The organism is Microbacterium testaceum StLB037, from assembly GCF_000202635.1.
Lineage (GTDB): Bacteria > Actinomycetota > Actinomycetes > Actinomycetales > Microbacteriaceae > Microbacterium > Microbacterium testaceum_F.
This window is the reverse complement of sequence record NC_015125.1, coordinates 2,409,688-2,424,932: the sequence shown is the minus strand read 5'-3', so window position 1 is coordinate 2,424,932 and position 15,245 is coordinate 2,409,688. Positions and strand designations below refer to the sequence as shown.

At 71.1% G+C, this 15,245-nt stretch carries 12 protein-coding genes and 1 pseudogene; 8 read left to right on the top strand and 5 right to left on the bottom strand.

Going from position 1 to position 15,245, the window contains the following annotated elements; genetic code table 11:
- Positions 1–61: 61 nt before the first annotated feature.
- A complete protein-coding gene (locus MTES_RS10920) occupies positions 62–775 on the top strand; it encodes a response regulator (protein ID WP_013585315.1) in 714 nt (237 codons plus the stop codon).
- A gap of 387 nt (positions 776–1,162) precedes the next feature.
- Here MTES_RS10920 and MTES_RS10915 read toward each other — a convergent pair whose 3' ends face one another.
- Positions 1,163–2,164, bottom strand: coding sequence for a LacI family DNA-binding transcriptional regulator (locus MTES_RS10915; protein WP_043361328.1), 1,002 nt, complete (start codon positions 2,162–2,164; stop codon positions 1,163–1,165).
- 172 nt (positions 2,165–2,336) lie between these two features.
- Here MTES_RS10915 and MTES_RS10910 point away from each other — a divergent pair, with 172 nt between their 5' ends.
- From MTES_RS10910 to MTES_RS10885, 6 genes are all read left to right on the top strand, one after another.
- Positions 2,337–3,620, top strand: coding sequence for an extracellular solute-binding protein (locus MTES_RS10910; protein ID WP_013585313.1), 1,284 nt, complete (start codon positions 2,337–2,339; stop codon positions 3,618–3,620).
- A gap of 11 nt (positions 3,621–3,631) precedes the next feature.
- Positions 3,632–4,654: a carbohydrate ABC transporter permease gene (locus tag MTES_RS10905; protein ID WP_013585312.1), complete on the top strand. Its 1,023-nt coding sequence runs from the start codon at positions 3,632–3,634 to the stop codon at positions 4,652–4,654.
- Positions 4,651–5,535 (top strand): carbohydrate ABC transporter permease, encoded by an 885-nt coding sequence (locus MTES_RS10900; protein WP_013585311.1) that lies wholly within the window; start codon positions 4,651–4,653, stop codon positions 5,533–5,535. The genes MTES_RS10905 and MTES_RS10900 overlap by 4 nt, the downstream gene beginning before the upstream one ends.
- Before the next feature lie 6 nt (positions 5,536–5,541).
- Positions 5,542–7,956, top strand: a complete 2,415-nt coding sequence (locus MTES_RS10895) for a glycoside hydrolase family 3 N-terminal domain-containing protein (RefSeq protein WP_013585310.1) — start codon at positions 5,542–5,544, stop codon at positions 7,954–7,956.
- 181 nt (positions 7,957–8,137) lie between these two features.
- Positions 8,138–9,661, top strand: coding sequence for a deoxyguanosinetriphosphate triphosphohydrolase family protein (dgt, locus tag MTES_RS10890; RefSeq protein WP_013585309.1), 1,524 nt, complete (start codon positions 8,138–8,140; stop codon positions 9,659–9,661).
- Complete coding sequence (locus MTES_RS10885; RefSeq protein WP_013585308.1) at positions 9,658–9,951, top strand: hypothetical protein; 294 nt, start codon at positions 9,658–9,660, stop codon at positions 9,949–9,951. The genes dgt and MTES_RS10885 overlap by 4 nt, the downstream gene beginning before the upstream one ends.
- 81 nt (positions 9,952–10,032) lie before the next feature.
- On the opposite strand, the gene MTES_RS10880 is transcribed toward MTES_RS10885, so the two are convergent.
- The 4 genes from MTES_RS10880 to MTES_RS10865 all read right to left on the bottom strand — a co-directional run bounded on the left by MTES_RS10880 (position 10,033) and on the right by MTES_RS10865 (position 14,733).
- Positions 10,033–10,515, bottom strand: a complete 483-nt coding sequence (locus MTES_RS10880; RefSeq protein WP_148272858.1) for a hypothetical protein — start codon at positions 10,513–10,515, stop codon at positions 10,033–10,035.
- Between the two features lie 368 nt (positions 10,516–10,883).
- Positions 10,884–12,395, bottom strand: coding sequence for an L-arabinose isomerase (araA, locus tag MTES_RS10875; protein ID WP_013585306.1), 1,512 nt, complete (start codon positions 12,393–12,395; stop codon positions 10,884–10,886).
- A 23-nt stretch (positions 12,396–12,418) separates the two neighbouring features.
- Complete coding sequence (locus MTES_RS10870) at positions 12,419–14,020, bottom strand: xylulokinase (RefSeq protein ID WP_013585305.1); 1,602 nt, start codon at positions 14,018–14,020, stop codon at positions 12,419–12,421.
- Complete coding sequence (locus MTES_RS10865) at positions 14,017–14,733, bottom strand: L-ribulose-5-phosphate 4-epimerase (protein ID WP_013585304.1); 717 nt, start codon at positions 14,731–14,733, stop codon at positions 14,017–14,019. Before MTES_RS10865 ends, MTES_RS10870 begins: the two co-directional genes overlap by 4 nt.
- 62 nt (positions 14,734–14,795) lie before the next feature.
- Here MTES_RS10865 and MTES_RS20040 point away from each other — a divergent pair.
- A pseudogene (locus MTES_RS20040) lies at positions 14,796–15,236 on the top strand (FAD-dependent oxidoreductase); the annotation flags it as partial.
- Positions 15,237–15,245 lie beyond the last annotated feature (9 nt).

Sequence of the window (15,245 nt, the reverse complement as noted above, 5' to 3'; positions counted from 1 at the left end):
GGGGCGAGCGGGGCGCGCGGCGGGCGCAGCGCGCGTACGGATCAGCGTCGAGGGGGCACGGATGACACCGGATGCCGAGATCCGCACCGTCATCGTCGACGACGACCCCGCGGTCGTGCGGTTGCACACCGCGTATCTCGAGGCGCTGCCCGGGTTCCGCCTCGTGGGAACCGCGCGGACCGGGGCCGCGGGGGCGGCGCTCGCGGCGGGGACCGACGTCGACCTCGTGCTGCTCGACATGAACCTCCCCGATTTCAGCGGCGTCGAGGTGCTCCACCGGCTGCGGCTCGTGCGGGAGTGGGACGTCGACGTCGTCGTCATCAGCTCGGCGCGCGACACCCTGACGATCCGCCAGGCCGCGGCGGCGCACGTCGTCGGGTACCTCGCGAAACCCTTCACCCGCGAGGCCTTCGTCCGCCGCCTCGAGGAGTACCGCCGAGGCCGCGCCGACCGACCCGCCGAGGTCCCGGTGAGCATGGGCCAGGGCGACATCGACCGGCTGGTCTCGCCGGTCACCTCGCCGGTGCGCACGGTCGTGGCATCCGAAACCCTCCTCCCCAAGGGGCTCGCGGAGTCGACCATGCACATCATCCGGGGCGCGTTGCACCCCGTCACCCCGGCGAGCGCGAAGGACATCGCCGCCGCCTCGGGCGCCTCGCGCGCGACGGTGCGGCGCTACCTCGACGTTCTCGTCGCCCGGGGCGAGGTCGACATCTCGCACCGCTTCGGCGCCCGCGGCCGCCCCGAGGTTCTGTACCGCCTCGCCGCGCGCTGACCGCGGCGCTGTTCACTGCCGCCCCGGGCGTGTCCGGGCCGGCGCTGTCCAACCCCGGCCGTTGCCCACAGGTGCGGCTGCGGGCGGCGGGCCGCGCGAAACTCCTGAGAAACAGCGCGTCACGCCTCTCCCCCGCCGCAGAACGGTCCCGTCGCCCCGAAAACTCAGGAGTTCCGCCCGCTCTCAGACCGCTCCCCCGGTCGGGGCTCCGCACTGCCGCGGCCCCGGCCACCCGCTCGGCCGTGCCGAACTCCGGAGAAACCGCCCTGCATCGCACGGCGACCGCCGCCGAACCGCATCGTCGGGTCGGAAACTTCGGAGTTCGGCACAGTCCCCCCGCGCCATCCCACGGGTGACGGATGCCGCGGCCCGTCGGTTCCGCCCGGCTCAGCGCACCCGCGGCGGCGCCGTGGTGCCGCGGGCGACGAGCCGCGTCGGCAGCAGCAGGTGCGTCTCGGGGAGGTCCTCCCCCGCGAGCAGGGCGAGGACCATCCGCACGGCCTCGGCGCCGAGGCGCTTCATCGGCTGGCGCACGGTCGTCAGCGCGGGCTGGGCGCGCGCGGCCTCGGGCACGTCGTCGAACCCCACGACCGACAGATCGTCGGGCACGCGCAGGCCGCGCTCGGCCGCGACGTCGATGATCGACAGGGCCGAGAGGTCGTTCGCCGCGAACACCGCGGTCGGGGGATCGTCGAGCGACAGCATGGCCTCGGCGGCTTCGCGCGCGACGTCCTGCTCGTACCGCCCGACGCCGACGAGGGCGGGATCGAACGGGATGCCGGCGGCCGAGAGCCCGGCCCGATACCCCGACGCGCGGGCCACCGCCGACCGCAGATCCGGACGCCCGGCGATGAAACCGATGCGGCGGTGCCCGAGCTGGACGAGGTAGTGCACGGCCTGCTGCGCCCCGGTGAAACTGTCGGACTCGACCGTGGGGAGGTCGGCGCGGCCCGTGTGCGGGTCGATCGCGACGATCGGCACGTCGCTCGTGACGTTCACGACGGTCGGGGTCACGATGATCGCCGCGTCGATGAGCGTGCCGCTCAAGCGACTGAGGGATCGCCGCTCCCAGCCCTCGCCCTCGCGGCGCGAGCCGCTATAGGCGAGGAGGTCGTACCCGGTACCCGACAGCGCTCCCCCGACGCCCTTGAGGATCTCGGCCGAGAACGGCTCGATCGCGGCGACGAGGACGCCGACCACGCCCGTCTTACGCGAGCGCATGCTGCTCGCGACGAGGCTCGACTCGTAGCCGAGGGTCTTCACGGCATCCAGGACCCGGCTCACCGTTTCCGGGGAAACCCCGTACCGGCCGTTGACGGCTTTCGACACCGTGGCCACCGAGACTCCGGCCGCCGCGGCGACGTCGTGGATGGTGGCGCGTCGGGTCATGGCATCCGACGATAGCGTGGAAATCATTTTCGAAAACGTTTGACGAGCCCTGTGCCCCGGGTGACACTGCTCAGACCCGGGGCGCAGCACACTCCCCGGAAAACGGCATCGCTGCCGATGACCACCGCGCATCCCTGAGGGACGCACCTCGACGAAGAGAAACGGGAATCACATGAACACGCGCAAAATCCTCGCCGGAGCGGCCCTCGCCGTCGCCGGCACCCTCGCGCTCGGCGGCTGCGCCGGCGGCGGCGGGGGCCAGAACGCCGACGGCTCGGTCACGCTGACGCTGTGGCACAACTCCACCACCGGGGACGGCAAGAAGTACTGGGAAGACACCGCCGCGGCCTTCGAGGCGGCCAACCCCGGCGTCACCATCGAGATCCAGGCCGTGCAGAACGAGGAGATGGACGGCAAGCTCCAGACCGCCCTCAACTCCGGCGACGCCCCCGACCTCTTCATGGCGCGCGGTGGCGGAAAGCTCGCCGACATCGTCGCGGCCGGCCAGGTCATGGACCTCACCGACAAGATCTCCGCGGATGCCAAGACCGCCCTCGGCACCTCGCTGAACGCGTTCGAGGTCGACGGCAAGAACTACGGCATGCCCGTCGCCGTGCTCCCCTCGGGCATCTTCACCGCGCAGGACCTCCTCACCGCCGCCGGCGTCACCGAGGCTCCCGCCACCATCTCCGACCTCGAGGCCGCCGACGCGAAGATCCGCGCGACCGGGGTCGCCCCGATCGCCGTCGGCGCGAAGGACGCCTGGCCCGCCGCGCACTGGTACTACAACTTCGCGCTCCGCGCGTGCTCGAAGGACGTCCTCGACGAAGCCGCCCAGAGCCGCAGCTTCGACGACCCGTGCTGGCTCCAGGCCGGCGAGAACCTCGAGTCGTTCCTGAAGACCCAGCCGTTCAACGACGGCTTCCTCACCACCGCCGCCCAGCAGGGCGCCGGTTCGTCCGCGGGCCTGCTCGCCAACCACCAGGCCGCCATGGAGCTCATGGGCGCCTGGAACCCCGGCGTGATCGCCTCGCTCACCCCCGACGAGAAGCCGCTGGCCGACCTCGGCTGGTTCCCCTTCCCCGAGGTCCCCGGCGGCAAGGGCGAAGAGGGCGCCATCATGGGCGGCGTCGACGGCTACTCGTGCTGGGTCGACGCTCCCGCGCAGTGCACCGACTTCCTGAACTTCCTCGTCAACAAGGAGAACCAGGAGAACTACGCCAAGGCGTTCCAGACCATCCCCGCCTCGACCGAAGCGACGGATGCCGTCACCACCCCCGCCCTGCAGTCGGCGCTGAAGGCGTACACCGACGCTCCCTACGTGTCGGTCTGGCTCGACACCCTCTACGGGCAGAACGTCGGCAACGCGCTGAACGTCGCGGTCGTGGACCTGTTCGCCGGCAAGGGCACCCCGCAGGGCATCGTCGACGCCGTCAACGCCGCCGCTTCGCGCTGAGGAGTGCTGACATGACCACCGTGCGTCATCCGGTCGCCACCGCGTCCGACGACGTCGCCGGTCGTCGCCTGGCCGAGGAGGGTGCCCCGCGCACCCCCTCGGCCGGGCGGTCGCCCGTCCGGCGTCGTCGCGAGAACTGGCGTATCCGCGGCGAGCTCGCGATCCTCCTCGGCCCCGCCCTGGTCGTCTTCGTCTCGTTCGTCATCCTCCCGGTGGTCCTCGCCGCCTACTACGGCTTCTACAAGTGGTCGGGCTTCGGCACCCCCGTCGACTTCGTCGGGCTGCGCAACTACGTCACGATCCTCACCGACCCCGCCTTCCACGAGGCGCTCGGTCACAACGCGTTCATCGTGATCGGCTCGCTGGTCGTGCAGGGGCCGCTCGCCCTCGGCCTCTCGCTGCTGCTGAACCGCAAGATGCGGGCGCAGTCGCTCATCCGCGTCCTGATCTTCGTGCCCTACGTCATCTCCGAGGTCGTCGTCGGCCTCGGCTGGGGCCTCATGCTGCAGTCGGGCGGCGCGCTCAACGGTCTGCTCGACAAGATCGGGCTGGGGGCCCTCCGCGCCGACTGGATCTCCGACCCGGCGCTCGCGATCTGGACGCTGCTCATCATCATCACGTGGAAGTACATCGGCTTCGCCGTGATCCTCTTCCTCGCCGGCCTCCAGGGCATCCCCGAGGAGCTCAGCGAAGCCGCCGCGATCGACGGCGCCTCGTACTGGCAGATCCAGCGCCACATCGTGCTCCCGCTCATGGGACCGACGATCCGCATCTGGGCGTTCCTGTCGATCATCGGCTCGCTGCAGCTGTTCGACCTCGTCTGGATCATCTGGGGTCAGTACGTCGCCTCGACCGCGGGCACCTCCACCATGGCCACCTACATGGTCGCCAACGGCCGCAACGCCGGCAGCTTCGGCTACGGCAGCGCGGTGGCCGTGGTGATGTTCCTCATCTCGCTCGCCGTCGCCCTCATCTACCAGCGCTTCGTGCTCCGTCGCGACACGGCCGGCGCCCTCACGGGAGGCACCAAGTGACCGCCACCGCCACCCTCGTCACCCCGCGCGGCGGCAAAGCCCCGCGGCGGACCCCCGCCGGGACGAACCGCGGCTCGTCCGTGATCGTCGGCTTCGTCGCCCTGCTGCTCATCGGCATGATGCTCGCGCCGGTCGTCTACATCATCCTCGGCGGCTTCCGTTCGAACGCCGAGATCACCGTCGACCCCTCGGGCTTCCCCACCCGCTGGAACTGGGAGAACTACGCCGACGTCCTCACGAGCGGCGTCTTCTGGGGCCAGGTCGGCAACTCGGCGATCGCGGCCGTAGCGACGACAGTCTTCGTCGTGGCCCTGGGCCTCATGGCCGCCTACGCCCTCTCGCGCTACCGCTTCCGCGGGCGCGGCGCGGTATACGCGCTCTTCACCGCGGGCCTGATGTTCCCAATGACCGTGGCCATCACGCCGCTGTACATCCTCGTCCGCAACCTCGGGCTCATGAACTCGCTCGCGGGCGTCATCGTTCCGCAGATCGCGTTCGCCCTGCCGCTGACGATCATCATCCTGTCGCCGTTCCTCGCGGCGATCCCCAACGAACTGCAGGAAGCCTCGTCGATCGACGGACTCGGCCGCCTCGGGTTCTTCTGGCGCATGGTGCTGCCGCTCGCCGTCCCCGCGGTCGTGACCGTCGGCATCCTGGCCTTCGTCAACAGCTGGAACTCGTACATGCTGCCGCTGTTCATCCTCAACAACGAGGCGACCTACACGCTGCCGCTCGGAACGCAGGCCTTCGCCTCGCAGTACTCCGTCGACACCGCCCGCGTGCTCGCATTCACCTCGCTGTCGATGATCCCCGCTCTGCTGTTCTTCAGCGTCTTCGAGCGGCGCATCGTCGGCGGCCTGACCGGCGCCGTGAAGGGCTGATCCCGCATGACCATCCACAACACCGACGTCGGTGCTGCCCTCACTCCCGGCGTGTCCCCCCGCGTGCAGGCCCTCGTGGCCGAGATGACCCTCGACGAGAAGCTCGCGCAACTCGTCGGGTACTGGGTCGACCAGGGCGACGAGGTCGTCGCTCCCCTCTCGGGAGAGAAAGTCACCTCCACCGCCTATGCGGATGCCACGGTCCACGGCCTCGGCCACCTCACGCGCGTGTACGGCACGCGCCCGGTCGACCCGATCGAGCGCGCGGAATGGCTCTGGGGCGAGCAGCGTCGGCTGAAGACCGAGACCCGTCTCGGCATCCCCGCGATCGTGCACGAGGAGTGCCTCACCGGGTTCGCGGCGTGGAAAGCCGCAACCTTCCCGACACCCCTCGCGTGGGGAGCGGCGTTCGATCCGGATGCCGTGGAGGCCATGGCATCCGCGATCGGCCGGTCGATGCGCGATCTCGGCGTGCACCAGGGACTTTCGCCGGTCCTGGATGTCGTGCGCGACCCCCGCTGGGGGCGCGTGGACGAGTGCATCGCGGAAGACCCGTACGTCGTGGGGACGATCGGCACGGCGTACGTCCGGGGCCTGCAGAGCGCGGGCGTGCACGCGACGCTCAAGCACTTCGTCGGGTACTCCGGCTCGCGCGCCGGTCGCAACCACGCCCCCGTCTCGGCCGGTCCGCGCGAGCTGCAGGACGTGTTCCTCCCGCCGTTCGAGATGGCCGTGCGCGACGGCGGCGCGCGGTCGGTGATGAACGCGTACGTCGAGATCGACGGCGTGCCGATCGCGTCCTCCCCCGAGATCTTCACCGACCTCCTGCGTCGGCGCTGGGGCTTCGACGGCACGGTGGTGTCCGACTACTTCGCCGTGGAGTTCCTCCGCTCGATGCACGGCATCGCGAGCTCTCTCGGCGAAGCCGCCCAGCTCGCTCTCGAGGCGGGGATCGACGTCGAGCTCCCCGGCCCCGACGCGTATCCGCACCTGGCGGAGCGGGTGGCATCCGGAGCCCTTCCCGAGGCCGTGGTCGACCGCGCCGTCGCCCGCGTGCTCGCCGAGAAGGAGGACCTCGGACTCCTGGATGCCGACTTCACCGACGCCCCGACCGAGATCGACCTCGACGACGCCGAACACCGGGCGCTGGCGTACCGCCTCGCTCTCGAGAGCGCGGTGCTGCTGCGCAACGACGGTGTACTTCCGCTCGCGGCACCGGGACGGATAGCGGTCATCGGCCCCAACGCCGACAGCGCGGAGGCGCTGATGGGGTGCTATTCGTTCGCGAACCACGTGCTCGCGCACCACCCGGGCTTCGAGATGGGCTTCGAGATCCCCACCGTCCGCGAGGCCCTCGCCTCTCGGTTCGGCGAGGTCGCGTACGCCTTCGGTTGCCCGGTGGAGGGCGCCGACATCGAGGGCTTCGCGGAGGCGACCTCCGTGGCTCGAGACGCCGACGTCGCGATCGTCGTCGTCGGCGACCGCGCCGGGCTCTTCGGCCGCGGAACCGTCGGCGAGGGCAACGACGCCGACTCCCTCGAACTGCCCGGCGTACAGCGGAAGCTCGTCGAGGCGATCGTCGCCACCGGCACCCCGGTCGTGCTCGTGCTGCTGACCGGACGCCCGTACGCGCTCGGCTGGGCGCTCGACGGCGAGACCGGTCCCGCGGCCGTCCTGCAGGCGTTCTTCCCCGGCGAGGAGGGCGGGCCCGCTCTGGCTTCTCTTCTGGCGGGGGATGCCACGCCCTCGGGGCGCCTCCCCGTCTCGCTCCCCCGCTCGGCCGGCGCTCAGCCGTACTCGTACCTGCATCCGCTTCTCGGCGGGCCTTCGGGGGTCACGAGCACCGACCCGACGCCCGTGCGGCCGTTCGGGTTCGGGCTGTCGTACACGACGTTCGCGCGCGGCGAGCTGCGGGTGGACGGGGTCGCGGGTCCGGGACGCGGCGGCGCCGCCGAGCGCGGGGCCGCGGGCTCCGGCGCCGCCGAGCGCGGGGCCGTGCGGTCCGTCGAGGCCGGGGCCGTGGCATCCGGAACCTCCGCCGGGGTCCGCGCGGGCGATGCGTTCACCGTGTCCGCCCGGGTGACCAACACCGGCGCCGTGCGCGGAGCCGATGTCGTGCAGGTGTACGCGCACCGCACGGGCGCGAGCGTCACGCGTCCCGTCGCCGCGCTCGTGGCGTACGCGCGGGTCGAACTCGAGCCCGGCGAGAGCGCCGAGGTCCGGTTCACGGTGCCTGCGTCACGCCTCGCGTACAGTGACCGGGCGCTCCGCCGTGTGGTCGAGCCGGGTGAGATGGAACTGCGACTGGGGCCGTCCTGCGCCGAGGTCGACGAGGCCGTACCGCTGCGGATCACCGGCCCGACGTACGAGCTCGGTGTCGACGACGCCCGCGTGGTCGAGGTGGAGGTGCAGCGGGGCTGAGCCGCTCCCGCCGGGCCCGCCGCCCCGCCGGGTTCCCCGGTTCAGTGTCCACAACACCCGGACGATTTTCGAGATCGTCCGGGTGTTTTGGACACTCACGCGAGAGGCATCGCCGCCGTCACCAACCTCCCGCGCATCCGCGTTAGCGTGGACCCACGCCACGCACGCGCGAGAGGACCGGATGACGTTGCACGACGAGACCCCCGCCCGACCCGAGGCCGTCGTCGGCAACCCGGCATCCCGGATCCACCCCGACCACGACGACGCCCGCGCCGACCCGTGGTCGATCGACCTCGAGCGGATCCAGTTCTCGCCGTACTTCTCGCGCCTGTCGGCCGTGACCCAGGTGGTCTCGCCTTCCATCGGCGCCGCTCCCGTGCACAATCGCCTCACGCACACGCTGAAGGTGAGCGCGATCGCACGGGTCGTCGCGCTGCAGCTCAACACGCGATCGCGGCAGGCGGGCGAAGGCGACGTCTGCAACGCCACCGTCGTCGAGGCCGCCGCGTACGCGCACGACCTCGGCCACCCGCCGTTTGGCCACCTCGGCGAATCGACGCTCAACCGCCTCGCGCGCGAGGAGCTCGGCCTTCCCGACGGGTTCGAGGGCAACGCGCAGACCTACCGCATCCTCACCTCCCTCGACGTGGTCGAGAACGCCCCGCGTGGGCTCAACCTCACCGCCGCCGTTCGCGCAGCCTCGGCGAAGTACCCGTGGGCACCGTCGGTCGACGCGGCCGATGTCGAGCGGATCGGCCCGCCCCGCGGCATCCGTCGCTCCCCCGACGGCGCGTACCGGGTGCACAAGTACTCCGCGTACGACCTCGACCTCGCCGACCTCGACGAGGCCCGCGAGGGAGTGGATGCCGAGCCCCTCCGCCAGAGCATCGAGGGCGCCGTGATGGACCTCGCCGACGACATCGCGTACTCGGTGCACGACGTCGACGACTTCTACCGCGCGGGGATCCTCGACCACGCCCCGATCGCGGCGGAGTTCCGCGGCTGGCTCGACGACGTGCTCGAGTGGCGCGACCGCGACGAGGCCGAGGTGCGCGCCGAGCTCGCGCCGGGAGCGGGCCTCGAGCGCCTGCGCCGCAAGATGCGCCGCGACGACCCGTGGATCGCCGACGACGAGGCCTTCCTCGCCGCGGTGAGCGACGTGGATGCCGAAATGGTCACCGACCTCCTCGCCCGCCCATTCGACGGGTCGCTGACGGCCGAGCGCCGCCTCGCGGCCTTCACGGATCGGTGGATCCGGCGATTCCAGGAGTCGGCGCGGCTGCGCCCGCTCGACACCCCGCGGGCGGGACCGGTCGTGCTGTCGCCCTGGGCGTGGCACCACGTCGAGGTGCTGAAATTCGTGCACAAGCGGTTCGTGCTCAGCCGCCCCGACCTCGCGATCCAGCAGCGCGGCATGAGCCGCATCCTCGCCCGCTCGGTGCGCGCGCTCGGCGAATGGCTCGACGACGATCTCGACCGCGCCCGCACCCCGCGCCGCCTCCGCGAACTCATCGCCCTCGCCCGCGAGCAGTACACCCTCCTCCCCGCCGAACGTCGCCCCTCGGATGCCGAAGCCGAGACGCTCGCGCGCTCTCGCGGAATCGTGGACTACGTGGCATCCCTCACCGATTCGCAGGCCTTCGCGCTGTCCGAGGCCATCTCCGGGCGCGCGGACCGACTGTGGTCTCTGGGACAGCGGCTGTGAGCGACGAGGAGTCGGGGTCGCTCATCCAGCAGCGGATGCGGTTCGACCGGGCCAGGACAGCGGCGATCTGGACGCTGATCGGCGCGGTGTTCCTGGCGTTGAGCAGCGTGTGGACGCTCATGTCCGAGGGGGCGGACGCCCCGTGGTGGCGGTGGGGAGCGGCGATCACGTTCCTCGTCCTGACGGTGTACGGCGTGATCCGGTTGGTCAGTGCCGTCGGCAGTCTCCGGCGATTCACCGCCGAACACGGCCCCGACGCCGGACGACAGAAGCCCGTCGACCGTCCCTGAGCTCGTACCGGCGCGCCGCCCGCGCTCCTCGGCGTCCGTGTCCCGAAAGGTACGGTCTGAGCACCCTCCACGCCAGACGTTCTACCCCGTCATCTCGGCCCACGCCCGGGGTGCCTTCTCCTGCAGCCAGGAGGTGAACTCCGGGAAGCCCTGATAGACGCTCATCGTCTCGAACAGCGTGCGACCACGTGCGTCTCTGCCGCGGATCCGTCCGGACATCAGCGCCGCGAGCTCGACGATGTCGGACGCCGGCACGGTACGTGCCCGGCGCCGTCCCGAGCGGACGACGAGGTGATCGTCGAACACGAGGATGCGCGCCCGCCCCAGGGACAGGGCGTAGAAGAAGATGATCGCCCCGAGGCCGCCCAGCGTGGTCAACCACACCGTGATGCCGATGTACGCGAGAGGATCCCGCTCGATGATCTCCGACGCGGCGAGGACCACGGCACCGCCCATGAACAGGATGCCAATCCCCCGGGCGACCAGGTGCTGGGAGGGGTATCGCTGAACGACGAAAAGCGGCTCCGCAGAGCCCGCGTCGGCCGCGCCGTCGTGGTGGGTCATGGTTCTCCGATGAGTCGATGCGCGCGCCGTGGTCCAGACGTCGCGGAGGGGGTCACGAACGATCGAGACAGGGCCCCGGCCGTTCGGCATGTCCATCCTCCCGGCATCCATGTCCGAAGAAGTGCGATCCGAGGCCCTTCCGGGCCGCACCTCCTGGGACACGCGATGCACAGATCGGGGCACGTCTCCGCCGAACATCGCCCCGAAACAGACGTGCCCCGGACCCCGCGGCAGCCCACCGCCACCACGAGTCCGGGGCACGATCCGCGCGCCGGACGAACCGGTGCACGGCACGCGCCCCGAGAGAGCGAGGCGCGCGAGTGCCGCACCGCCCCCGGATCAGCGAGGATCCGAGGACGGCGGGGGTCTTACAGGCCCTGGGCCAGGCGGTAGTACGCCTGGTTCCAGCGCAGTTCGCTCTGGAAGCCGCGGACCGTGGTGTCCTCGTCGATGACGACGAGCTCGGTCTTGGCGATCTCGGCGAAGTCGCGGAACACCTCGATGCCCACGGCCGTCGTCATGACGGTGTGGTGCGCAGCTCCCGCGGCAAGCCAGCAGCCGGCCGAGGTCGCGAAGTCGGGCGCGGGCTTCCACACCGCGCGTCCCACGGGCAGCTTCGGCAGGTCGGGCGCGTCGACGTTCTCGACGACGTTGGCCACGAGGCGGAAGCGGTCGCGCATGTCGCTCATCGCGACGACCAGCGCGGGGCCTGCGTCGGCCGTGAAAACCAGGCGCACCGGGTCGTCCTTGCCGCCGATGCCCAGCTCGTGGATCTCGAGGCGCGGCTTCTTCGTGGTCAGCGAGGGCGAGACCTCGAGCATGTGCGCACCGAGGATGCGCTCGGAGCCGGGAACGAGGTCGTACGTGTAGTCCTCCATGAGCGAGGCCCCACCGGGCAGACCCGCGCCCATGACGTTGGCGACGCGCACGAGGATCGCCGTCTTCCAGTCGCCCTCGGCGCCGAAGCCGTAGCCCTCGGCCATGAGGCGCTGCACCGCGAGACCGGGCAGCTGCTTCAGCGCACCGAGGTCTTCGAACGACGTGGTGAAGGCGCCGAAGCCGCCCTCCTCGAGGAACGAGCGCAGGCCCAGCTCGATCGCGGCGCCGTCGCGCAGCGACTGGTGACGCGCACCGCCGGGGAGCAGCTCCTCGACGACGTCGTAGCTGTCGATGTACTCCTGCACGAGCGCGTCGATGTCGGCATCCGATGCCTTCTCGACGGCCTCGACGAGCTCGTTGACGCCCCACGTGTTGACCTGCACGCCGAAACGCAGCTCGGCCTCGGTCTTGTCGCCCTCGGTGACCGCGACGTAGCGCATGTTGTCACCGAAGCGCGCGAGCTTGAGGGTGCGCGCGGCGGTCCAGCCGGCGGCGGCGCGCTCCCAGTCCTCGATCTGCTGGCGCACGGCCGGGTTCGACACGTGGCCGACGACCGTCTTGCGCGAGACGCCGAGGCGCGTCTGGATGTACCCGAACTCGCGGTCGCCGTGCGCGGCCTGGTTGAGGTTCATGAAGTCGAAGTCGATGTCGTTCCACGGCAGCTCGACGTTGGCCTGCGTGTGCAGGTGCAGGAGCGGCTTCTGCAGCGCGTCGAGACCCGAGATCCACATCTTCGCGGGGCTGAAGGTGTGCATCCACGCGATGACGCCGATGACGTCGTCGCGACCGTTGATCTCGAGCGCCATGCGACGGATGCTGTCGGAGTCCTTCAGCACGGGCTTCCAGACGACCTTCACCGGCAGGCCGTTCAGGCCCTCGACGACGGCCTGCGACTGCTCGGCGACCTGCTTCAGCGTCTTTTCGCCGTAGAGGTTCTGGCTGCCGGTGACGAACCAGACCTCGTAGCCGTCGAGGTCGTTCTTGAGGGGAGTGCGGGTCATTTCTTTTCCTTCGTGAGGGATCTTCAGAGGGATGCCACGGCGGCGGCCTCGACGGCGAGTCCGGCGCGGTAACGGTCGAGGTAGGACGAGAATCCGGCGACGTCGGCCGGGTCGGGGTCGGCGGTCGTGAGGGGCGCATCGGCGAAGACGGCCTCGGCGAGGTAGGTGTCGAGATCGCGGCCGGCGCCCTCGGCGACGTACGCCGCGAGCACCGCCATACCCCACGCCCCGCCCTCGGACGCCGTCTCGGCGACTGCGACGGGCGCGTCGAGAGCCGCCGCGAGGAAGCGCTGGGCGACTCCCGCGGTGCGGAACATGCCGCCGTGCGCGTACATCTTGTCGAGGCCGACGCCCTCCGCGTGCAGCACAGCCATACCGAGGGCGAGCGTGCCGAACACGCCGTACAACTGCGCGCGCATGAAGTTCGGCAGCGTCAGGCGGCTGTCGGGAGTGCGCACCACGAGCGGGCGGCCCTCGTCGAGACCCGCGATGGGCTCCCCCGCGAGGTGGTTGTACGCCAGCAGCCCGCCGGCGTCGGCCTCGCCCGACAGGGCGGCTTCGAAGAGGGCCGCGTAGGTGGCATCCGGGGTCTGGGGCACGCCGGCCGCGGCCGAGAAGGCGGTGAACATGTTCGCCCACGCCGCCAGCTCGCTCGCGCCGTTGTTGCAGTGCACCATCGCGACCGCGTCGCCCGAGGGCGTCGTGACGAGGTCGAGCTCGTGGTGCACCTCGGAGAGCGGGCGCTCGAGGACGACCATCGCGAAGATGCTCGTGCCGGCGCTGACGTTGCCCGTGCGGGGGGCGACGGCGTTCGTGGCGACCATGCCGGTGCCCGCGTCGCCCTCGGGCGGGGCGAACGGGATGCCGGGACGCAGGGTTCCGCTCGGGTCGAGCAGGGCCGCGCCCTCCGCGGTCAGGTCGCCGGCGGCGGTACCCGCCACGAGCACGCGCGGGAGCAGGTCGGTCAGCGCGGGAACCCGACCCGCGGCCAGGTCGTCGTAACGCGCGACGAGCTCGGCGTCGTAGTCGCGAGCGGCGGAGTCGATGGGGAACACGCCCGAGGCGTCGCCGACGCCGAGCACCTTCTCGCCGGTCAGCTTCCAGTGCACGTACCCGGCGAGGGTCGTGAGGAAGCGGATCTCGGGCACGTGCGGTTCGGCGTCGACCACGGCCTGGTGCAGGTGCGCGATAGACCAGCGGAGCGGAATGTTCACCCCCAGCAGCTCGGTCAGCTCGGCGGCGGCGACCCCGGTGTTGGTGTTGCGCCAGGTGCGGAAGGGAGCGAGCAGCTCACCGTCGGCGTCGAAGGCCAGGTAGCCGTGCATCATCGCCGAGACACCCATCGCGGCGTAGCGCTCGGGGGTGACGCCGTGCTGCTGCTGGACGTTCTGGACCAGCTCGGCGTAGGCGGCCTGCAGGCCCGCCCAGACGGCATCCAGGGAGTACGTCCAGAGCTTGTCGGCGTAGACGTTCTCCCACTCGTGGGAGCCGGTGGCGAGCACCTCGGCGTCGGGGCCGATGAGGCAGGCCTTGATGCGGGTGGATCCGAGCTCGATGCCGAGGCTGGCGCGGCCTTCGGCGATGACGGCGGCGGATGCCGTGGCGTCGGGGTTCTGCGCGTTCATCGGCGGTCGTCCGTGCTCTGTCCGTAGACGTTCTGGTAGCGGTTGTAGAGGGCGTCGATCTTGTCCTGCGGGATGGGGATGAGCGGGCCCGCCTCGCGCGCGATGTGCACGGTGCGGGCGACGTCTTCGAGCATGACCGCGGCCTTCACGGCATCCTTCGCGTTCGTGCCGATCGTGAAGGGACCGTGGTTCTGCATGATCACGCCGCGCGACCGGTGACCACGCAGGGTCTCGACGATGCCGCGGCCGATCGAGTCGTCGCCGATGATCGCGAACGGGCCGACCGGGATGGGTCCGCCGAACTCGTCGGCCATGGCGGTGATGACGCAGGGGATCTCTTCGCCGCGGGCCGCCCACGCGACGCCGTAGGTGGAGTGCGTGTGCACGACCCCGCCGACCTCGGGCATGTGGCGGTACACGTACGCGTGCGCCGCGGTGTCGCTCGAGGGGCTGCGCTCGGAGCCGGGGGTGCCGGGGATCGCGTTGCCGTCGAGGTCGCAGAGGATCATGTTCTCGGGCGCCAGGTCGTCGTACGAGACGCCGGAGGGCTTGATCACGAACAGGTCGGCACCGGGCACACGACCCGAGACGTTGCCGCCCGTCCAGACGATGAGGTTGTAGCGCACGAGCTCGGCGTGCAGTTTCGCGACGTCGGCGCGGACGGCGTCGATCGCCTCCTGCACCTCGGGCGTGAACGGGGCGGCGTCGGACACGCGGTCTCCTTCGACGGGGTTCGGGGCGGTGGGGCGGTGGGGCGCAAGGCGCTCGTGTCGCAATGTTACCGGTAACATCCCGGTGGCGCGAGGGGGAAAACGCAGGGCGGCCGCAAAGGTCCGCCCAGAAGGATGAGCGCATGACGGAATTCGCGACGGTCGCCGTCGTCGGCGGAGGACCCGCCGGCCTGCAGGCCGCTCTGACACTGGGCCGGATGCACGTGGACACGGTCGTCTTCGACGACGGCCGTCCCCGGAACACGACATCACCCCGCATGCACAACGTGATCGGGTGGGATGGGACCGAGCCCGCGCGGCTTCGTGCGGCGGCGCGAGATGAGCTTCAGCGATACCCCTGGGCGCGGGTGGTCGACCACACCGTCCGCGGGGCGCGGCGCGACACGGACATCGAGCTCGACACCGCCGACGGGCCGTGGCGCACCGACAACCTCCTCATCGCCGCAGGAGTGGAGGACGCGCTCCTGCCGCTCCCCGGGCTCGCGGAGCTCTGG